General features: G+C 51.6%; 18 protein-coding genes. 10 read left to right on the top strand and 8 right to left on the bottom strand.

Annotated features, from left to right (window positions below):
* Positions 1-81: 81 nt before the first annotated feature.
* The 4 genes from VFA_RS09790 to gap form a co-directional block, all read right to left on the bottom strand.
* Positions 82-1,017: a ChaN family lipoprotein gene (locus VFA_RS09790; RefSeq protein ID WP_004726602.1), complete on the bottom strand. Its 936-nt coding sequence runs from the start codon at positions 1,015-1,017 to the stop codon at positions 82-84.
* A 76-nt stretch (positions 1,018-1,093) separates the two neighbouring features.
* Positions 1,094-1,924, bottom strand: a complete 831-nt coding sequence (rlmA, locus tag VFA_RS09785; RefSeq protein WP_004726601.1) for a 23S rRNA (guanine(745)-N(1))-methyltransferase — start codon at positions 1,922-1,924, stop codon at positions 1,094-1,096.
* A gap of 82 nt (positions 1,925-2,006) precedes the next feature.
* A complete protein-coding gene (locus VFA_RS09780) occupies positions 2,007-2,891 on the bottom strand; it encodes a D-hexose-6-phosphate mutarotase (protein ID WP_004726600.1) in 885 nt (294 codons plus the stop codon).
* 264 nt (positions 2,892-3,155) lie between these two features.
* Positions 3,156-4,151, bottom strand: coding sequence for a type I glyceraldehyde-3-phosphate dehydrogenase (gene gap / locus VFA_RS09775; protein WP_004726599.1), 996 nt, complete (start codon positions 4,149-4,151; stop codon positions 3,156-3,158).
* Positions 4,152-4,489: 338 nt separating this feature from the next.
* Between gap and msrB the strand changes: the two genes are divergently transcribed.
* Complete coding sequence (gene msrB, locus VFA_RS09770; RefSeq protein WP_004726598.1) at positions 4,490-4,906, top strand: peptide-methionine (R)-S-oxide reductase MsrB; 417 nt, start codon at positions 4,490-4,492, stop codon at positions 4,904-4,906.
* Positions 4,907-4,937: 31 nt separating this feature from the next.
* On the opposite strand, the gene VFA_RS09765 is transcribed toward msrB, so the two are convergent.
* A complete protein-coding gene (locus tag VFA_RS09765; protein ID WP_038151480.1) occupies positions 4,938-5,759 on the bottom strand; it encodes a DUF2989 domain-containing protein in 822 nt (273 codons plus the stop codon).
* 111 nt (positions 5,760-5,870) lie between these two features.
* Between VFA_RS09765 and VFA_RS09760 the strand changes: the two genes are divergently transcribed.
* Positions 5,871-6,155 carry a YeaC family protein gene (locus VFA_RS09760; RefSeq protein ID WP_004726596.1) on the top strand — a complete coding sequence of 95 codons (285 nt, stop codon included), beginning with the start codon at positions 5,871-5,873 and terminating at the stop codon, positions 6,153-6,155.
* Between the two features lie 75 nt (positions 6,156-6,230).
* Here the strand turns inward: VFA_RS09760 and ansA are convergent, their stop codons facing one another.
* Together ansA and sppA are read right to left on the bottom strand one after the other, a co-directional pair.
* Positions 6,231-7,244, bottom strand: a complete 1,014-nt coding sequence (gene ansA / locus VFA_RS09755; RefSeq protein ID WP_004726595.1) for an asparaginase — start codon at positions 7,242-7,244, stop codon at positions 6,231-6,233.
* A gap of 133 nt (positions 7,245-7,377) precedes the next feature.
* Positions 7,378-9,228, bottom strand: a complete 1,851-nt coding sequence (sppA, locus tag VFA_RS09750) for a signal peptide peptidase SppA (RefSeq protein WP_004726594.1) — start codon at positions 9,226-9,228, stop codon at positions 7,378-7,380.
* Between the two features lie 213 nt (positions 9,229-9,441).
* On the opposite strand from sppA, the gene VFA_RS09745 reads away from it, so the two are divergent.
* Positions 9,442-11,445, top strand: a complete 2,004-nt coding sequence (locus VFA_RS09745) for an NADPH-dependent 2,4-dienoyl-CoA reductase (protein ID WP_038151355.1) — start codon at positions 9,442-9,444, stop codon at positions 11,443-11,445.
* Between the two features lie 75 nt (positions 11,446-11,520).
* Here VFA_RS09745 and purU read toward each other — a convergent pair whose 3' ends face one another.
* On the bottom strand, positions 11,521-12,354 hold the full coding sequence (gene purU, locus VFA_RS09740) for a formyltetrahydrofolate deformylase (protein WP_004726591.1): 834 nt from the start codon (positions 12,352-12,354) through the stop codon (positions 11,521-11,523).
* 290 nt (positions 12,355-12,644) lie between these two features.
* Here purU and VFA_RS09735 point away from each other — a divergent pair, with 290 nt between their 5' ends.
* From VFA_RS09735 to fadD, 7 genes are all read left to right on the top strand, one after another.
* Entirely contained in the window at positions 12,645-12,845 is a 201-nt protein-coding gene (locus VFA_RS09735; RefSeq protein WP_004726590.1) for a hypothetical protein, read from the top strand.
* Positions 12,846-13,088: 243 nt separating this feature from the next.
* Positions 13,089-15,017 carry an ATP-dependent DNA helicase gene (locus VFA_RS09730; RefSeq protein ID WP_004726589.1) on the top strand — a complete coding sequence of 643 codons (1,929 nt, stop codon included), beginning with the start codon at positions 13,089-13,091 and terminating at the stop codon, positions 15,015-15,017.
* 8 nt (positions 15,018-15,025) lie between these two features.
* Positions 15,026-15,727, top strand: a complete 702-nt coding sequence (gene tsaB, locus VFA_RS09725) for a tRNA (adenosine(37)-N6)-threonylcarbamoyltransferase complex dimerization subunit type 1 TsaB (RefSeq protein WP_004726588.1) — start codon at positions 15,026-15,028, stop codon at positions 15,725-15,727.
* Between the two features lie 59 nt (positions 15,728-15,786).
* Positions 15,787-16,086: a hypothetical protein gene (locus tag VFA_RS09720; protein ID WP_038151352.1), complete on the top strand. Its 300-nt coding sequence runs from the start codon at positions 15,787-15,789 to the stop codon at positions 16,084-16,086.
* A 17-nt stretch (positions 16,087-16,103) separates the two neighbouring features.
* Positions 16,104-16,661, top strand: coding sequence for a Slp family lipoprotein (locus VFA_RS09715; protein WP_004726586.1), 558 nt, complete (start codon positions 16,104-16,106; stop codon positions 16,659-16,661).
* Positions 16,661-17,518 carry an alpha/beta fold hydrolase gene (locus VFA_RS09710; RefSeq protein WP_004726585.1) on the top strand — a complete coding sequence of 286 codons (858 nt, stop codon included), beginning with the start codon at positions 16,661-16,663 and terminating at the stop codon, positions 17,516-17,518. The genes VFA_RS09715 and VFA_RS09710 overlap by 1 nt, the downstream gene beginning before the upstream one ends.
* A gap of 104 nt (positions 17,519-17,622) precedes the next feature.
* The gene (fadD, locus tag VFA_RS09705; protein ID WP_004726584.1) at positions 17,623-19,320 is read left to right on the top strand and encodes a long-chain-fatty-acid--CoA ligase FadD; all 1,698 of its coding nucleotides are present in this window, start codon (positions 17,623-17,625) and stop codon (positions 19,318-19,320) included.
* Positions 19,321-19,412: the final 92 nt, after the last annotated feature.

Genomic DNA, 19,412 nt, shown 5'->3' with positions numbered 1-19,412 from the left:
CTTGTGCGATTTTTACACATTTTGTGTGCTAATTCGTCAAGCAAACATTGTGCCTGTTTTTAGATTTTCTGAGAGATAACCTCATTCCTGATGTGCGGTGGTGTCGCAGGTGAGATCGGCGTTGCGATGTTTCAATTGGCGAAACGCTGCCATCTGGTGCTCAGGTTGCACGTAGCGAACCGGTGGCGGCAGGACACGCAGTTGGTAATCTTGGCTTTGGGATTGCCACTCTGCCACTGGGGTGACGACCACAACGTTGAGCGCTGGGTTACGGCGCAAAATGGCGGCGGCCGTCCCGAGCCCATTTTGCGTATGGAACAAACCTGCAATGTGCATTACGCGTGCCTCAGGGTGCTTTGTGAGGTAGTTGACGATGCTTTCAGCCATGGTTTCATCCCAAGTCACTTGCGCGGCAAATTGGTTTTCCGTTTGCTCTGGTGTGCCGTGATGCATGGAGGCCATAAACTGTTGTTTGTATGGAGAGTCGTTGGTGTTGATCTGTTGGGCGACGAACGAACGGTTGGCTGCATCCAACTGAGAAAGATAACTGAGTCCTTGTCGGCCAATACAGCGCACAATCGGTTTGGGCGCGTTGGCGGCAATCACATCCAGTTGTTGTTGCTTTGCCAATTCCACCAAGGGGCGGTAGTCACTCTCGTAATTTGGCCATGCGTTTGCTTGCTGAATCAGGTACTGTTCGCCAATCGTGCCTTGCAGATAGTCATTGAGCAACGCTTGCTTGTCGCGAGAAAACTGCTCCATAGAGAGTGCAACCGGGCGCTCTTCTTGGCTGAGTGTTTGCAATAAATCGGTTTGAAAGCGATGAATACCAGTGTGAGTGTGCCATTCCCCAACCAGAATGACATCAGCATGGCGAATCGCATGACGAAATTGCGTAAGTGAGCGCACTTCGCCCGTCGGCGTCGCGAGTTGATAGTCGTAATAGGTCGAGACTGGGGGTGTCGCAGCGCAGCCCATAAGGGCAGCGGAAAGCAGTAGGGGTAGGGCAAATCGCATAAAGGCCTCCATTGAAAACCGGCTCATGGTAATGGAGTGCCTTTGGAGTTGCAAATAAAATGAGAATTATTATCGTTTATTCGTTGGCACTCAGCTTGCGATAAACACGCAACATAAAGTCAGCTTCACATTCAAACTGTTCGGATGCGCGAATCTGCGCTTTAAATGCGTCGCTGGCTCGCCATGCGAACGGAGTCATTTGTAACAGATCAAAGGCCACTTCACCGGGTAATGTCATCATATAGTTGATTTTTTGCTCGGTTTCCAGCGCAAAGCCCTCAATGTGTTCAGGCTGCTCTTCGTGCAGACGAACGTCTTGATAAATGCCTTGTTTAAACTGATAGAGGTGGCGTGCCGCAGGAGTGACCGTGATCACCACGCCATGGTCACGAACACACCGTTGCAGCTCTTCTGCTTTGCATGGTGCGTAAATCCGTAAAATGCCATCTAACGCGTGATCAGCAAACGGCAGACGATGACTCGAGGCCACCGTGAATTCGCAATTGGTGTAGCGTTTGGCCGCGTAGCGCACGGCAACCTTTGAGATGTCTAAACCGTACGTTTGGGCCTGGGCATGTTGCGCTTGCAGTGCTTTCGCCACATAAGTGGTGTAGTAGCCTTCGCCGCAGCCAATGTCGAGTAGCTGATGTTCTGTGCCTTCTAGCGCCTTGGCGCACAGGGTGGCCACTTGATCGCGCATGGGGTCATAGTGCCCGCCTTCGAGAAAACGGCGACGCGCCTGCATCATCTCTTTATTGTCACCGGGATCTTTGGAGCGCTTGTGATGCGCAGGCATCAGGTTGACGTAGCCTTCTTTGGCGACATCAAACTGATGACGGTTTTCGCAGGTGTAAGTCTGACCGGTTAACGTTAAGGGATGCTGACATAAAGGGCACTGATAAGACATGGTGATCTCGCGTAAAAAATTAAGGCGTCAGTTTAGCGGCAAGCTCACAAAATAAAAAGGACAGCCGAAGCTGTCCTGCGCATTATTTCATGGACAAGGTGGTCGCCAGAACATGCTGTTCGCCGGGTTGTAGCGTTTTACCCGCGGCTAGACATGGGGCATGCAGGGTGGATTCCACACACAGCATGGTTTTGTAACCCTCGTCAGTCATGTCACTCAAGGATGCCGCACCTTGCGCCCAAGGGTTCCACAATACCGCAGCGTTATGGCCGCTGTTTTCAACGATGAGCGTACGTTGCAGCACGGGATCTTGCACGTGCACTTGTGCTTCGGGTTGTGTGTAAACGCGATCAATGGTGTCGGTCAGTACCAACGTCTCGCCACCGTGGCAGACTTTGGCGTCTTGCAAGCTGTCGATGTATTCGGAGCCCATCCCGGTGGTGGTGACTTGGGTGATGTCGGCCACGTTGAGGTAGGTGTGTAAGGCGCCAGAGAAGACCCAAGCTTTCTCATCGGTATTGGAGATTTCCAACGAAACGGTCAATTGCTCGGAAACTTCAACATGCAAACGCACAGAGAAGTGATAAGGCCAGATCGCCATCGTTGCATCGTTGTGCGCTAAACCGAGAGTCACGATGACGCCGTGCTCGTTTTCACGATGTTCAATCAATTGCCATTCGCTGGTGCGGGCAAAGCCATGCCCTGGATTGGCCAAGCGTCCGAACCAAGGCCAGCACACGGGAATACCGCCGCGCAGTGCTGCTTTGCCGTCAAACACTGCAGCGTCGCTCATCCAGATCAGATCGGGTTGACCTGCAGGTTGAAACGACACCACATGACCGCCGTGCAGCGCGATACCCGCAGTGGCTTTGTCATGTATCACGCGAACAATTTTGACTTGGTCGTGTTCAACGACGGTCACGCAATCTGACAATACAGTCAGTGCAGGAAGAGAGTGTAAATCCATATCTAACGCTCCTGAGTAATGCGCTCCGGACCAGCATACCGAGTGGCTACCGTCTCCAAGACCTTGTCGGGCGTGCCTTTCAAGGCTTCGTCTAGTCAGTGGACGAGTGGCTCAACCTATTCGCCGTGGGTAAGCGGGGAACGCTTGGGTCAATCGACGGTATCGAATCCGCCGATCAAAATTCAGATACTAAAAAGGCGACTCGAGAGCCGCCTTTTTCATTCTGCGCTTTATCTAAATGATAAGCTTCGCTGAATGCTTACATTATTTAGAGATGTGAGCGATCAGGTCTAGAACTTTGTTTGAGTAACCGATTTCGTTGTCGTACCAAGATACAACTTTAACGAATTTGTCAGTCAGTGCGATACCTGCTGCAGCATCAAAGATTGAAGTGCGAGTGTCGCCGTTGAAGTCAGTAGATACTACTGCATCTTCAGTGTAGCCTAGTACGCCAGCAAGTTCGCCTTCAGAAGCTGCTTTCATTGCTGCTTTGATGTCATCGTAAGATGCTGCTTTTTCTAGGTTAACAGTCAGGTCAACTACAGATACGTTTGCAGTTGGTACGCGGAAAGCCATACCAGTCAGTTTGCCGTTTAGTTCTGGAAGAACAACGCCTACTGCTTTAGCTGCACCAGTTGAAGATGGGATGATGTTTTGAGCAGCACCACGACCACCGCGCCAGTCTTTCGCAGAAGGACCGTCAACAGTTTTTTGAGTTGCAGTTGTTGCGTGAACTGTAGTCATCAGACCAGACTCGATGCCGAAGTTGTCGTTAAGAACTTTAGCGATAGGAGCCAGACAGTTAGTAGTACAAGAAGCGTTAGAAACGATGTCTTGACCTGCGTAAGTAGTGTGGTTAACACCCATTACGAACATTGGAGTTTTGTCTTTTGAAGGACCAGTCAGAACAACTTTTTTCGCGCCAGCTTCGATGTGTTTACGAGCAGTTTCGTCAGTCAGGAATAGACCAGTTGCTTCTGCTACAACGTCAACACCGATTTCGTTCCATTTCAGGTCCGCTGGGTTGCGTTCTGCAGTTACACGTACAGTTTTGCCGTTAACGATCAGGTTACCGCCTTCAACTTCAACAGTACCGTTGAAACGGCCGTGAGTTGAGTCGTATTTCAGCATGTATGCCATGTAATCTACGTCGATCAGGTCGTTGATACCTACAACTTCGATGTCATTGCGCTCTTGCGCTGCACGGAATACGAAACGACCGATACGGCCAAAACCGTTAATACCTACTTTGATAGTCATTATAGTTGCTCCACAACTTAATTTCTGATTAAAGATAACTGGTAGTAAAATTACAGATTCCAGTAAAAGTCTGCAACAGATAATCGGACTTAACTTGTTTAAAGTCAAAAAAAAGCGTCGCTTTTTTTAACATTCAGTTGCAAACGGTTAGTTTTTAAACTCGAGCCTGCTTATTATCTCTACCAATTGACGTAAAATACCCGAGTTATCTTAGGTAAATTAGAAAGCGAAAGTCCACCGCATCATGGTGAGAAAGTATGTGCTACAAAGCGCAAAACGCGCAAGTTTTTATACAAAAAAAGCGCATCAATACGCTGTAAAAAAGGAAATGAAGTACCGTGGTTCAGAAAGTAGATAAAGTAACGAAGCCTGATGAATACTGGCGTGAGCGACTCAGTGATGAAGCATTTCGTGTGTGTCGCGAGCAAGGTACAGAGGCACCATTCAGTGGCAAACTGTTGCACAACAAAGCGGACGGGATTTACTACTGCACTTGCTGTGAAGCGCCCCTTTTCCGTTCAGAAAACAAGTATGATTCGGGCTGTGGTTGGCCAAGTTTTGATGCCCCTGTGAGCCCAGAGGCGATTCGCTATTTAGATGATCGCAGTCACGGAATGGTGCGTACGGAGATTCGCTGCGCGGCGTGTGATTGCCACTTAGGGCACGTTTTTCCCGATGGTCCTGTGACAACCGGGGAACGTTATTGTGTCAATTCAGTGTCGTTAATTTTCAACAAAAATAACAATAAGCGCTGAAATTTTCATCGCTTATTGTTTAATCTTTACATCATTCGATAACGGTAGGCACTAAACGGCGGGAATACTGCCCTGATTTGATCGCTTTGGTGACGTCATCGGCCAGAGATTGTAAACGAGCGAACTTTTCTTGGCTAAAGCCGTAAAGGCGTTCCAGTTCGGCCGGTGTGGCTAAGGGCACGCCAAACGCTTTGCCGACCATGGCCCATACATAGGCATGTTCTTTGTCGTTGAGGACTTGATACGTACTCGCCAGCGATTTGAAAATCTCGATATTGACCGATTGAGCGTCACTCAGCTCTAACGCTCGGTTCAGCAGCTGAATGGTTTTTTCACGGTTGCGCGAGGTATAAAAGGTGGCGAGTGCGAATTGCATCTCGGCGGTGTCTAGTTCTGGTGTTCCTTCCATCTGCAAAAATTCACGTCGTGCTTGGTTATCACCGGTTTGGCTCCACAGGAAATAGAGCGATTGCGGCGTACGCATCTGATGCAGCTCTTTCACCAATCGTTCTTGTTCTTTGCCTGAGTTGATCAGCGCATCAAAGCGTTTTTGTTTGAGCGCCGTTTGATCAATCGGTTGAATTTGCGAAGCCAATTCAAGGCATTTTCGGTAGGCACTCACCAAGGTGTATTCTTGAATCTTGTTATCGACCGTCGGATTTTTGAGTACCGCATAACGGTGCCAGATCAGATCGGTGCGTGGAATACGGCATTGGCCGTCGTCCATATTGAGCTGCTCACAGCGCAAATTTGGATTGTCTGCGCACAGCTTCTCCGTATTCTTGCGATTCTCAAAACAGCCACTGAGCAGCAGTGGCAGAGACAAAATTAGTAAGGTTTTTACGCTGTTCATCATGTTAGCTTGTGATCCGATACACTTATTTATTTAGCTGGTCTTGACTCGAAATGCCAGCCAGTTAAGGTGACGCGAACTGTTTTTATAAGCGTTTATTAGGAAACAATCATGGATGCAAATCAATTAATCGATGCTATTACACCGGAAGCGTATGATCGTTTGGTGTTCGCGGTAGAAACGGGTAAGTGGCCTGAGGGTACACTACTTTCTCAGGAGCAGCGAGATTACTGTATGCAAGCTGTGATGTTGTATCAATCCAAGCACAATCTGAACGCTGACCACATGACGGTGGGCGTTGGGGGCGATGTGGTGTTTAAGTCAAAAGCGGAGCTGAAAAAGCGTTTTCAGGCAGGGCAAGACGACATCATGCGAGTGAATCCGAACCAAGAGTAAGTGGTCGGTTTATCCTGGTCTCACATGGCATAAAAAACCCCGCATCGGCGGGGTTTTGTGTGTCTACAGAATGCGTTACAGGCTCATTTCGCCACGCAGCACTTGCTGCATGCGCACTTTCACTTCTTCGTAAGACAAATTCTGGCTCAGTAAATAGTGCAATTTTGCTAGCGCCGCTTCCGGCGTCATGTCGTAACCACTGATCACGCCAGCATCCGCCAGCGCGCAGCCTGTGGCGTAGCCACCCATGTTCACTTTACCGGCCAAACATTGCGTCAGGTTCATCACGATCACGCCACGTTCAGAGGCATCATGCAATTGGGCTAATAGTTCTGGGTTTTGCGGTGCATTGCCGACACCGAAGGTCAGCAAAATCATAGCGTTGACGGGCTGCAATAAGGTGTTACGAATCACTTCGTGTGAAATGCCCGGGTACATGGTGATCACCCCGATTGGCTGCGGCGTGATGTTTTGAACGCGGAATTCGCCTTCCGGTTGTACACCAAGCTTGACGTTGCCACTCACTTGAATGTTGATGCCCGCTTCCAGCAGAGGAGGCAGGTTGGGGGAGGTGAACGCGTTAAAGCCGTCCGCATGTGATTTGGTACTGCGGTTGCCGCGCATCAACTGATTGTTGAAGAATAAAGTCACTTCGTTGATCGGGTAATTGGCCGCAATGTGCAGGGCGTTTAACAGGTTCGCCTGACCGTCTGAACGTAGTTCAGCCAGTGGAATTTGTGAACCGGTCACAATCACAGGTTTGCCGAGATTTTCCAGCATGAAAGACAACGCCGAGGCGGTGTAGGCCATGGTGTCAGTGCCATGCAGGATCACAAAGCCATCGTATTTGTCGTAATTATCGCGAATGTCATCGGCAATCTTCTGCCAATCTTCAGGCGTCATGTCTGAAGAGTCGATCAGCGGCTCGTATTCGTGAATGGTGAACTGTGGCATTTCTGCACGGTGGAATTCCGGCATACTGGCCAACTGCTTTTCCATAAAGCCTTCGACAGGTACATAACCATGATCGGATTTTTTCATACCGATGGTGCCGCCAGTGTAGGCGATATAGATATGCTTTCTTGTCATGGGATAAATCACTTATTGTAGGGGAACAGAACGCGGATTATAGCGAAAACCACTGCAATAAAAAGAGGCGCTTCTAACAAAGCGCCGCTTAGGAACCTGCTGGTAAGAGCAGTGGGGATAAGGCTTGCCGCTGTTATTCCACCTGACAGGTGAGACAAAACGCGTAATACCCTTTTGGATCGTTGAAGCTGCTCAGCAGGTTGGCATCAGAAACCAGCTGTTTTGTCGCCGGTTTAAGTGCGTCTGGCATCAAGCTGGAGACATCAAGCCCAAGCCCAACGCGCACCTGACCAAACAGATCTTGCAAGAATTGCTGCGCCGGGCTCAAGGGTTCCTCTACCCAATACAGGTTGTATGTGTCCAGTTTCGCGAGGCTGGCTGCCAGTGCGACGGCATCATCGAAGTCGCCGAGCTTATCGACCAACCCCAATTTTTGCGCATCTTGCGCGGTCCACACGCGGCCTTGCGCCACTTTATCGACCTCTTGTTCTGACATGTGGCGGTGTTCAGCCACCAGAGAAATGAAGCGGTGGTAGCCGTGTTCAATGCCCATTTGCAGCGCATCTTTGATCCCATCGCTCAGGCCGGTGGTGACCCCCACGCCGGAGAACGGTGACGTGCCCACGCCGTCGGTGTAGATCCCCAGTTTATTCAACCCTTTTTCAAACGTGGTAATGACGCTGAAAATGCCAATGGAGCCAGTCAGCGTGGTGGGCTGCGCAACGATTTGATCGCCGCTCATCGAGATCCAGTACCCGCCAGAGGCGGCTAAGCTCGACATAGAAATCACCACCGGTTTACCGGCCGCTTTGATCGCCTCGATTTCATTACGAATCACTTCAGAGGCAAACGCGCTGCCCCCCGGGCTGTCGACACGCAGCACGACGGCTTTCACTTTGTCATCGTTTCGCGCCTGACGCAGCAAGGATGCCAGTGTATCGCCGCCTACGGTACCCCGTGGTTGAACACCGTCCATGATGGCGCCGCTGGCAACCACCACCGCGATGTCGTCTGCGGCCATGTCAAAGGTTGGTGACACGGTCGCGCGGTAATCGTAATAGCTCATGGCGTTGTAGCTGTCGTCGCCGTCACTGCCAAACACGTCGGTTAGCTCGGCACGCACTTGTTGTCGTGTGGCGAGTTCATCGACTAAACCGGCTTTGAGTGACAAATCCGCCAGGTTGCCTGATGACTGTTTCAGCAGTGCCAAAAATTCATCCATACTCGGCGTGAGCGTTTTCGCATCGATCTGACGGTTGGTTGCCACGTCATCCACATACGCTCCCCACAGTTGGGTCAACCAGCGAGACGCGGATTCGCGCGCGGCATCGGACATGTCGTCACGGATGAACGGTTCAATGGCTGATTTATAAGTGCCGACGCGGAACACGTGCGTGTTGACGTCAAGTTTTTCCAACAGCGTTTTGTAATACAGATTGTAAGCACTGTAGCCGCGCAGCATCACCGCACCATCGGGCGAAAGAAAAATTTTGTCGGCGTAGCTGGCAAGGTAATACTGACTTTGATTGTAGAAATCACCCACCGCATAGACCGGTTTCCCGGACGCTTTGAACTCGTTGATCGCTTTGGCGATGTAACGCAGTTTGGTCAAATTGGTTTCAGGCAGATCGCGCAGCGCCAACACCAACCCCGTCACTTGCTTATCATCTTTGGCATAACGCAGCGTATCGACGATATCAAACAAGACGTTTTCTTTAGGTAAATCCTGCCCCAGTACCGAGCCAGCAAACGAGTCCATGGGGTTCACGTAGGTTCGTTGTTCGACAATCGGACCGGATAAATTTAGCACCAATGCAGAGGCTTTATCGACGGTGGGGGTAGGCGACTCAGCATGAATATAGATGAAGTAAATGATGGCGATGCTGAGCAGGAATATCAGGTTGGTGAGGGCAAGACGAATAAAAGTAATGACCTTCCAAATACCTTTAAAAATCAGCCCAATAAATCGGAATAGTTGTTTCATTGTGTCTCCAATGCAACAAGTGAGTGACTTGTTGAGGATAGCTCGGATAAGTTCCCGAGAGATATGAATGAGTTACATCCTACGTTATTCATCATACCCAAACAACTGCAAGATTGATCGGTGTTACAAAAATGTAAACGCTTGTTTGATTTTTCGTTGGGCTGAGAATATTCTGGTCAGACCAATAAGGATAACGATAAAAGTGATGTCGCCATGTACCCACATCTGCTAAAGCCTTTAGACTTAGGATTCACTCAACTGCGCAACCGCGTCTTGATGGGATCGATGCATACCGGTCTTGAAGAACACAAGGAAGGACTCCACAAACTCGCTGCCTTTTACGAAGAGCGCGCCAAAGGTGGCGTTGGGCTTATCGTGACCGGTGGTTTCTCGCCCAATTTGCGTGGGCGCCTGCACCCATTCAGTGCCGAATTTAGTAAAACCAAACATGCCAAAGCGCACAAGGTGGTAACAGAAGCGGTTCATCGTCACGGCGGTAAAATTGCGCTGCAATTGCTGCATGCAGGGCGCTATGCCATGCACCCATTTTCTCAAAGCGCGTCGTCCATCAAAGCGCCGATCGCCAAGTTTGCACCAAGTGAAATGAGCCCACGTCAGATTCGCAAAACCATCGACGCGTTTGCCAACAGCGCGGAACTGGCCCAACTGGCGGGCTACGATGGCGTCGAAGTGATGGGCTCGGAAGGGTATTTGCTCAACCAATTTATCTGTAAGCGCACCAACATGCGCTACGACGACTGGGGCGGCAGCTACGAAAACCGCATTCGATTCCCCCTCGAAGTGGTGCGCGCGATTCGCGAAGCCGTCGGCAAAGAATTCATCATTATCTTCCGCTTGTCGATGCTCGATTTGGTCGAAGAAGGCAGTACGTTTGAAGAAGTACTGATGCTGGCGAAAGCGCTGGAAGCGGCTGGCGTCACCATCATCAATACGGGCATTGGCTGGCATGAAGCGCGTATTCCGACCATCGCGACGCAAGTGCCGCGCGCCGCATTCACGTGGGTGACGGAGAAAATCAAACCGCACCTGAACGTGCCCGTCGTGACGTGTAACCGCATCAATACGCCGGAAGAAGCAGAGAAAATTGTCGCCAGCGGGCAGGCAGATCTGGTGTCGATGGCGCGTCCGTTCTTGGCCGACCCAGAATTTGTTGCGAAAGCGGAGCAGGGCAAATCGGCGCTGATCAACACGTGTATTGGCTGTAACCAAGCGTGTCTCGACAACATTTTCCGTGGTAAACGGGCAAGCTGCATGGTCAACCCGCGTGCCTGTTATGAAACTGAAATTGTGGTGCAACCGGCGAGCGTGAAGAAGAAAGTTGCGGTGATTGGCGCCGGCCCTGCCGGTCTTGCCAGTGCAACGACGCTTGCAGAGCGGGGGCATGAGGTTGATTTGTTTGAGCGCAATGACCGCATTGGCGGCCAATTCCGCTTGGCGATGCAGATCCCGGGCAAGGAAGAATTTCGTGAAACCATTCGCTATTTCGCCAACCGTTTGGATGAAACGGGCGTGCGTTTGCACCTCGATACCGAAGTGACGTATGACATGCTGGCGGGATACGACGAGGTCGTGATGGCGTCTGGCGTGGCGCCGCGCAAAGTGAATATTGAGGGCGTGGATAACCCCGAGAAAGTGGTCGATTACCAAACGCTGATTCGCGAAAAAACACCGGTCGGCGAAAAAGTCGCTATCGTTGGTGCTGGTGGCATTGGCGTGGATGTGGCGACCATGATCACCGAACCTCAAGGGCACCATCTAGACGATTGGTTGCATGAATGGGGCATTGATACCGACATTGCGCACCCCGGCGGGTTGTATCCTCACCCGGATTCGGTCAGCGACAAAGAAGTGTGGCTGCTGCAACGCCGCAAAGGTCGCGTGGGTCGTGGCCCGGGCAAAACCACCGGTTGGATTCACAAACGGACGTTGGAAAAACGCGGCGTGCATTTAGTCGGTGGCGTGCGTTATGACAAGATTGACCCGCACGGGTTGCACATTGCCATTGATGAGCAGCAACGCTTATTGGAAGTCGATACCGTGGTGATCTGTGCCGGTCAAGAGTCGGTTCGTCCATTTGAAGACCAATGGGCGCAACTGGGCGATAAACTGCACGTGATTGGGGGAGCCGAGCATGCCGGTGAGTTGGATGCGGTACGTGCGATTCGCCAAGGGGTGACGTTAGCCATCAAACTGTAAACGGACGAGCGTAGAGCACGACTGAGCATGACAAAAAGGCGCCTTGAGCGCCTTTTTTATACCTCAACCTTGCAGTTACAGGATGACGGTCTTGTTGCCGTAGACAATCACATGGTCGTTGAGCACTTTGCCCAGCGCTTTGCTCAGCACGCTCTTTTCTACATCGCGGCCTGCTTGCGCCATGTCTTGTGCACTGAACGTGTGATCGACGGGAATCACGTCTTGTTTGATGATCGGCCCTTCATCGAGATCGTTGGTCACGAAGTGGGCTGTCGCGCCGATGATCTTCACGCCGCGTTCATACGCTTGTTGGTATGGTTTTGCCCCAATAAATGCCGGCAGGAAGCTGTGGTGAATGTTGATGATTTTGTGGTGGTATTTTTCCACAAAGCCCGGCGTTAACACGCGCATGTACTTCGCCAGCACCACGTAATCCGGTTGGTACTGGTCAATCACTTCCAGCATGTTTTGCTCATGCTCTTGGCGGTTGAGCCCTTCATGCGACACGCAATGATACGGAATATCAAACTTCTCCGTCAGCCCTTGCAGGGTGTCGTAGTTCCCCGCGACCGCGGCGATGTCTACATCCAGACTGCCGTCAAAGTTCTTCATCAGAATGTCGCCTAGGCAATGTGCTTCTTTGGTCACCAGAATCACGATACGTTTGCGGCTGGAGTCGATAAGTTTACGCTTCGCACCTTGCGGCAGCGCTTGGTCTAAATCGGCCAGCAGCGTTTCATCGTTGAAGTAACCTTCCAGCTCGGTGCGCATGAAAAAATGGCCGCTGGTGTTATCCACATACTCGCTGTTGTGAATGATGTTGAGTTGGTGCTTGTAACAAATATTGGTGATTTTAGCGATCAAACCTGGGGCATCTGTACAATGCGTGAGGAGCGTTTTCTTTTCCATTAATACAACTTCCGTGCATTTCTTTTATTCTGAAATCCCTCGTCAACCAGACACGCTACTTCTCGTGCTCTTGGGTTGGTGCGCTGAGCGCAGTAACCCCAAGTTGTCGGCGTTTATTTGTCCAGTGCGCTGGGATGCATAACAAGATGGGCGACTCAGAACGGTCGGGCAGCCCAAAATATAGCGTCTATAATTAATCTATTCTCACATCGGTTTCAACAACTATCAGGGGTGCTGCGGGTTGACGGTGGTTTAACCCCGGCTTTTTGTGTGCTTTCAAGGTGGTGTTTATGGATAAAGAACTGCTTGCGCGTAAGTTGTATGTTGAACGCGTTTCTGAACTGATGGGCGATCAACCCATCAATCAAGCGTTGCTCGATACGTTATGGGACAACAAGGCCTCGCCCGCGGAAGCGGCACGCGTGATGTCCCAGATGGGCACCGGCTACGATGCCCCGCCGTGGATGGCGCGTTATCTGAACCGGCGTTAACTTGTCTTTGTGAATCTGTCTTTGTGAACCTGTCTTCGTGAACCTAGCTCTTCATGAACCTAGCTTCATGAACCTAGCTTCGTGAATCTGGCTTCGTTAACCGGGTGACGTTATCTTGGCTTCGTGCACTAGATTGGTTTTTCTTCGATGTATTGCTGCATATCGGCGCGTGCGTAATCCGATTCGCGCCTTGTGCAGAAACCTGCCATAATCGCGTCATTCTATTCTTCGTCAGCTCTTTCGATGATTGCAAAAACGTTCTCTCAGCAAGGCGCGCTCGGGAAAGCCATACCGGGCTTTCAAGCTCGTCAGGCACAAATTGACATGGCCGAAGCCGTCGCCAACGCCATCAAGCAAAGCTCTCAACTGGTGGTGGAAGCCGGAACCGGAACGGGTAAAACCTTTGCCTATCTGGTGCCTGCACTGTTGAGCGGTAAAAAAGTGATTATCAGTACCGGTTCCAAGAACCTGCAAGAGCAGCTATTTCATCGCGATTTACCCTTGATGGTTGGTGCGCTGGGGTTTCATGGTAACGTGGCCCTACTCAAAGGGCGTGCTAACTACTTGTGCTTGGATCGCCTCAGTCGCCAAATGGTGGAAAGCCATACCAACGAAGCGGACCCGACGCTGTTGACGCAATTGGTCAAAGTGCGCAGTTGGGCGTCGGAAACCAAAACCGGCGATTTGGGTGAATGCGATGACTTGCCCGAAGACAGCTTGGTCATTCCGACCATCACCTCAACCAACGACAACTGCTTGGGCAAAGAGTGTCCGAGTTATCAGGACTGTTTCGTCTCGAAAGCGCGCCGCAAAGCGATGGATGCTGACGTCGTGGTGGTCAACCATCACCTGTTTTTGGCCGATTTAGCCATCAAAGAAACCGGTTTTGGCGAGTTAATTCCGGAAGCGGATGTGTTCATTTTCGATGAAGCGCACCAGTTGCCGGATATCGCCAGCCAATATTTTGGCCAGTCGGTGTCCAGCCGCCAGATCCAAGAACTGGCGAAAGACATCGAGATTGGTTACCGCACCGAAGCCAAAGACATGCGTCAATTGCAGAAAGTCGGCGACAAACTGGTGCAGTCGGCCATGGATCTGCGCATCGTGCTGGGAGAGCCGGGGTATCGCGGAAACTGGCGCGAAGCGCTGCAATCGCCCTCGATTTCGCGTGAGATCGAACGCGTGCTGGATAGCCTCAATTTTGCCATTGAGGTGCTCAAGCTGGCGCTGGGGCGCAGCCAACTGCTGGATACTGCGTTTGAACGAGCCAATCTTATTAAAGGGCGCATCGAGCGCGTGTGCGATGTGTCGATCACTGGTTATTCCTACTGGTATGACACCACGCCGCGCCATTTCAGCTTGCACATCACGCCGCTCACCGTGGCGGATAAATTCCATGAACAGATAGAAATGAAGCAGGGCGCGTGGATCTTCACCTCGGCCACACTGGCGGTAAATGATGACTTTGGCCACTTTACCCATCGCTTGGGGCTCAAACCCGTCGCGCAGTTTTCTCTGCCAAGCCCGTTCGATTATGAGCAGCAGGCCAAATTATGCGTGCCGCGGTATCTTCCAGAGCCCAATAGCCCGGGGCTGGCGGACAAACTGGTGCGTATGCTGGCACCGGTGATTGAACAAAACCAAGGGCGCTGTTTCTTTCTCTGCACCTCGCACAGCATGATGCGTGAGCTTGGCGAACGCTTTCGCGAGCAATTGACGCTGCCAGTGCTGATGCAAGGGGAAACCAGCAAACAGAAGACCTTGGCTGAGTTTATGGAGCTGGGCAACGCGCTGCTGGTGGCCACGGGCGCCTTCTGGGAAGGCATCGATGTTAGAGGCGACACGTTAAGCTGTGTTATCATCGACAAACTTCCGTTTACCGCCCCCGATGATCCGCTGCTCAAAGCACGCATCGAAGACTGTAAGTTGCGAGGTGGCGATCCGTTTGCTCAGGTGCAACTGCCTGAAGCGGTGATCACCTTGAAACAGGGTGTGGGACGACTTATTCGAGATCAGAAAGACAAAGGGGCGTTGATCATCTGCGATAACCGCTTGGTGACACGTGACTATGGCGGCATTTTCCTCGCCAGTCTACCGCCGATTCCGCGCACGCGGGATCTGACGGTGGTGAAAGACTTTCTGCAACATTTATCAGAAACTGCAATAAATTAGAGATATTCATGAGCGCAAAAATTCTTGCCTTAGATACCGCAACAGAAGTCTGTTCGGTTGCTTTAATGGTGGGCGACACACTATACAGCCGCAGTGAAGTGGCGCCACGCGACCACACCAAGAAAATTCTGCCGATGGTGGATGAGGTGTTGAAAGAAGCGGGTGTTACGCTGCAAGAATTGGATGCGTTGGCCTTTGGTCGCGGACCGGGCAGCTTCACCGGTGTGCGCATTGGCATCGGAATTGCACAAGGTTTAGCGTTTGGTGCCGATTTACCCATGATTGGTGTCTCGACATTGGCGGCAATGGCGCAAGGCGCCTACCGTGAACACGGCATGACGCGCGTCGCAACCGCGATTGATGCACGCATGAGCGAAGTGTACTGGGGCCGATTCGAGCGTCAGGCGGATGGCACGTGGTTGACCATTGATGACGAGTGTGTGATTGCGCCAGATGTGCTATGTGAAAAAATCGATGCCGACAGCACCCCGTGGGGCACGGCAGGGACTGGCTGGGATGCATACAGCGATGCGCTGGCAGCGCTGCCTTTGACGCGTCAAGACAGCGGCGTGTTGTATCCGCAAGCGCAGGATATGGTTGTCCTTGCGGCGCAAGCGTTGGCCAATGGCGAGACTTTGGCGGCGGAAAATGCCAGCCCGGTGTATTTGCGTGACACCGTGGCATGGAAAAAACTGCCGGGCCGCGAATAATCCCGGCGATCTTAGGCAAAGGCAGGCGTTAAGGCTTGCCTTCAATGAGCAGGAACAGCATGGTTTCAATTAACGGACTGCCTCCTTCGCGAATCCCCAATACCCATCGGGCTTCCAAAGCGAAAAAGAAAAATGAGGTAAGCAAGGGATCGAGTGAGGTGGCGCAAACCACCAAAGTTGCGACCGCTGTTTCCAATTCGATTCGTCACGTCGACCCGGCGGACATCAATCGAGCGCAATTGCAGTACGACCTGCCGGAAGGCCGGTCACGCAAAGCACTCGAAGAGTACATGGACGTGATGAACCGAGCGCGAAAAGAGGAACTTGCTCAGATGCTTGGGGTCGATATTTATATCTGATCGAATGGGACGTAACGATGAACACTTCTCCAATCCAACTGGTTTTTGTCGCGCTCACAGCCTTACTGCTGTCGGCCTGTGCGTCCCTGCCTGAGGAATTAACAGCCACCAGTGACGCCGTGGTGACCGACTATGCCGCCTGGACTCAACTCGACCCGGCGCAACACCATGAAGTACGTTTGGGCGGCGTGATCGCCAAGGTGACTAATCTGGCCCATCAAACCCGTGTGGAAGTGGTGAATTTACCCGTCGATAACGCAGGTCGTCCGAGCTTAACCAGTGAGCCTCAAGGCCGCTTTGTCGCTTATGTGAAGGGCTTTCTCGATCCGGTCACTTACGGTGAGGGACGTCTGATCACGCTGGTGGGCACCACCGGCGAGCCTGAACGGGGTAAAGTGGGCGATTTCGAACAGTTATTTCCGGTGATGAATGCGCACGGCCATTATTTATGGCGCGTGACGGAACGCGTCGTCATTGATGACACCGGCCCTTATCTTTTCCCATGCCGCAATTTCTATTGTCGCCATTTTGATGATTACCCTCGCAATGGCCGAGTGATCCAAGAAGTCAACTAATGCTTCAAGCTCGTAGTTATCGTATCGCGGAAGGCCGTCTCGCCGCCTTGGAGATGGGCAGCGCCGAAACCGCCGAGACGTCATTAATTTTTGTCCATGGTTGGCTTGATAATGCCGCGAGTTTTCAAACGGTGATGCGCGAGCTTCATCGCCTGAATCCCGATTGGCATCTGTGCGCAATCGATTTACCGGGTCATGGTCACTCCGACCACAAATCTGGCCACAGTTTTTACCCATTTCATGACTATATTGACGATATTTACCAGCTTTTGGTTAACTTTTCGTCAAACAGACGGGTGTTAGTCGGCCACTCTCTTGGTGCTTTGATCGCAAGTTGCTATAGTGCCGCCTTTCCTGACCAAGTCGCAGGATTAGTTCAGATCGAAGGCTTCGGCCCACTCGCGGAATCTCCAGCCCTCAGCGTTCAACGATTACGTCACGGCGTGATGAGTCGTCAACGCATTCGACGCAAACCCGAACGGGGTTACGCCAGCTTGGAACAAGCGCTTGAGCGCCGTGTCGCGGCCAATCAAATTGCGGCCGAACTGCTTGCTCCCATCGTCGAGCGCGGCATCGCGTTGGTGGGGGATCAATGGCGCTGGCGACACGACAGCAAACTCAAGAGTGACTCGTTATATCGCATGTCGTGGGAACACGCCCAAGCCGTGTTGGCAGAAATACGTTGCCCGCAGCGGATTATCTTGGGGGATCAAGGTTTTCAACATTTGCAGCACGATCGCCGCATTTCGCCGAACGATCGTCTAGAGATGTTTACCATTCGAGGTGGCCATCACTGCCACCTCGAACAACCTTCATGCGTCGCAGAACTAATTTTTGGCTTAGTTAACAAAATTTAAACAAGTGTTTGAGTCTTTCGTGCTCAAGCACGTCGGCTGTGCTGTAATAGCGTTCATACTCATAACGATAAAAAATACGCCAGCCAATTACGAGGAGTATTACCGTGGATAAACCTTGGCTCTCACGTTATCCAAGCGATGTACCGGAAACCATTAATCCTGACCAATACCTGTCATTGGTTGAAATGTTCGAACAGTCTGTACACAAATTTGCCGACCAACCGGCCTTCATCAATATGGGCTCGGTGATGACGTTTCGTAAACTGGAGGAGCGGAGCCGAGCGTTTGCGGCTTACCTGCAGAATGAACTGAAACTGAAAAAAGGCGATCGCGTCGCACTGATGATGCCAAACCTGCTGCAATACCCTGTGGCGCTGTTTGGCATCCTGCGTGCGGGCATGATCGCGGTTAACGTGAACCCGCTCTACACGCCTCGCGAATTGGAACATCAGCTCAATGATGCCGATGTGCGTGCCATCGTGATTGTGTCCAACTTCGCCAACACCTTGGAACAGATTGTCGCCAATACCCAAGTGAAGCACGTGGTGCTCACCAGTTTGGGCCAAATGTTGCCACGTGCGAAAGGTACGCTGGTGGATTTCGTGGTGAAATACGTCAAAGGCATGGTGCCGAAATATGACCTGCCGGGTGCGATTTCCATGCGTAAAGCGCTGCACAAAGGCCGCCGCCTGCAATACGTGAAACCGTTTATGTCGGGTGAAGATATCGCCTTCCTGCAATACACCGGCGGGACGACAGGTGTCGCGAAAGGGGCCATCCTCACGCACCGCAACATGGTTTCGAACGTACTACAAGCCAAAGGGGCGTACGGCGCAGTTTTGCGTGAAGGTCGCGAATTGGTGGTGACTGCGTTACCGCTGTATCACGTCTTTGCACTGACCGTGAACTGCTTGCTGTTTATCGAAATGGGCGGCAGCAACCTGTTGATTACCAACCCGCGCGATATTCCAGGTTTTATCAAAGAGCTGCAAAAACATCAGTTTACCGCCATTACGGGGGTGAATACGTTGTTTAACGCGCTGGTGAACAACGAAGATTTCCACGAACTGGACTTCTCCAAAATGACATTGTCGGTGGGCGGTGGTATGGCGGTGCAACGTGCAGTCGCGGAGAAATGGAAAAAGATCACCGGTATCCATTTGCTCGAAGGCTACGGTTTGACCGAATGTTCGCCGCTGGTGACGGGTAACCCATACGATTTGGCCGACTACTCTGGCGCGATTGGTTTGCCAGTACCATCGACTGAAGTGCGTATCGTCGATGATGAAGGCCATGTGCTGAATTTCGACCAAACGGGCGAATTGCAAGTGCGCGGCCCGCAGGTGATGCAAGGCTACTGGCAACGTCCGGAAGCGACGAAAGAAGTCATCAACGAAGACGGTTGGTTGTCGACTGGGGACATCGTGCGCTTTGACGAAGACGGTATGATCTACATCGTCGACCGTAAGAAAGACATGATTCTGGTGTCGGGCTTTAACGTGTACCCGAATGAGATTGAAGACGTGGTGGCGCTGCACGGCAAAGTGCTGGAAGTGGCCGCGATTGGTCAGTCGCATGAAGTGTCGGGCGAAGTGGTGAAAATCTACATCGTGAAACGCGACCCGAGCCTGACGAAAGAAGAAGTGATCACGCATTGTCGTAAACATCTGACCGGTTACAAAGTACCGAAACTGATTGAGTTCCGCGAAGACCTGCCAAAAACCAACGTCGGTAAAATTCTGCGTCGCGTGCTGCGCGAAGAGAATGATGCGGCTTTGGCTGAGCAGAAGAAAAGCGCGTAACGCACTTCCCTAAAAAATGATGCTACAATGCCGACCTTAACCGTCGGCATTTTTTATTCCCCCGGGTTGTTAATGCCCATCAGGGAGATACA

The sequence above is a fragment of the Vibrio furnissii CIP 102972 genome (assembly GCF_000176175.1).
Lineage (GTDB): Bacteria > Pseudomonadota > Gammaproteobacteria > Enterobacterales > Vibrionaceae > Vibrio > Vibrio furnissii.
The sequence above is the reverse complement of the archived record's forward strand: the minus strand, read 5'-3'. Positions and strand labels throughout refer to the sequence as shown.

Bases quoted from the DNA above. Each gene is read 5' to 3' on its own strand.
- VFA_RS09715 (WP_004726586.1), top strand. From the start codon at position 16,104: ATGAACACTTCTCCAATCCAACTGGTTTTTGTCGCGCTCACAGCCTTA.
- ansA (WP_004726595.1), bottom strand. From the start codon at position 7,244: ATGACAAGAAAGCATATCTATATCGCCTACACTGGCGGCACCATCGGT.
- VFA_RS09735 (WP_004726590.1), top strand. From the start codon at position 12,645: ATGGATAAAGAACTGCTTGCGCGTAAGTTGTATGTTGAACGCGTTTCT.
- gap (WP_004726599.1), bottom strand. From the start codon at position 4,151: ATGACTATCAAAGTAGGTATTAACGGTTTTGGCCGTATCGGTCGTTTC.
- VFA_RS09720 (WP_038151352.1), top strand. From the start codon at position 15,787: ATGGTTTCAATTAACGGACTGCCTCCTTCGCGAATCCCCAATACCCAT.
- VFA_RS09745 (WP_038151355.1), top strand. From the start codon at position 9,442: ATGTACCCACATCTGCTAAAGCCTTTAGACTTAGGATTCACTCAACTG.
- VFA_RS09710 (WP_004726585.1), top strand. From the start codon at position 16,661: ATGCTTCAAGCTCGTAGTTATCGTATCGCGGAAGGCCGTCTCGCCGCC.
- rlmA (WP_004726601.1), bottom strand. From the start codon at position 1,924: ATGTCTTATCAGTGCCCTTTATGTCAGCATCCCTTAACGTTAACCGGT.
- tsaB (WP_004726588.1), top strand. From the start codon at position 15,026: ATGAGCGCAAAAATTCTTGCCTTAGATACCGCAACAGAAGTCTGTTCG.
- purU (WP_004726591.1), bottom strand. From the start codon at position 12,354: ATGGAAAAGAAAACGCTCCTCACGCATTGTACAGATGCCCCAGGTTTG.
- VFA_RS09760 (WP_004726596.1), top strand. From the start codon at position 5,871: ATGGATGCAAATCAATTAATCGATGCTATTACACCGGAAGCGTATGAT.
- VFA_RS09765 (WP_038151480.1), bottom strand. From the start codon at position 5,759: ATGAACAGCGTAAAAACCTTACTAATTTTGTCTCTGCCACTGCTGCTC.
- sppA (WP_004726594.1), bottom strand. From the start codon at position 9,228: ATGAAACAACTATTCCGATTTATTGGGCTGATTTTTAAAGGTATTTGG.
- VFA_RS09790 (WP_004726602.1), bottom strand. From the start codon at position 1,017: ATGCGATTTGCCCTACCCCTACTGCTTTCCGCTGCCCTTATGGGCTGC.
- VFA_RS09730 (WP_004726589.1), top strand. From the start codon at position 13,089: ATGATTGCAAAAACGTTCTCTCAGCAAGGCGCGCTCGGGAAAGCCATA.
- VFA_RS09780 (WP_004726600.1), bottom strand. From the start codon at position 2,891: ATGGATTTACACTCTCTTCCTGCACTGACTGTATTGTCAGATTGCGTG.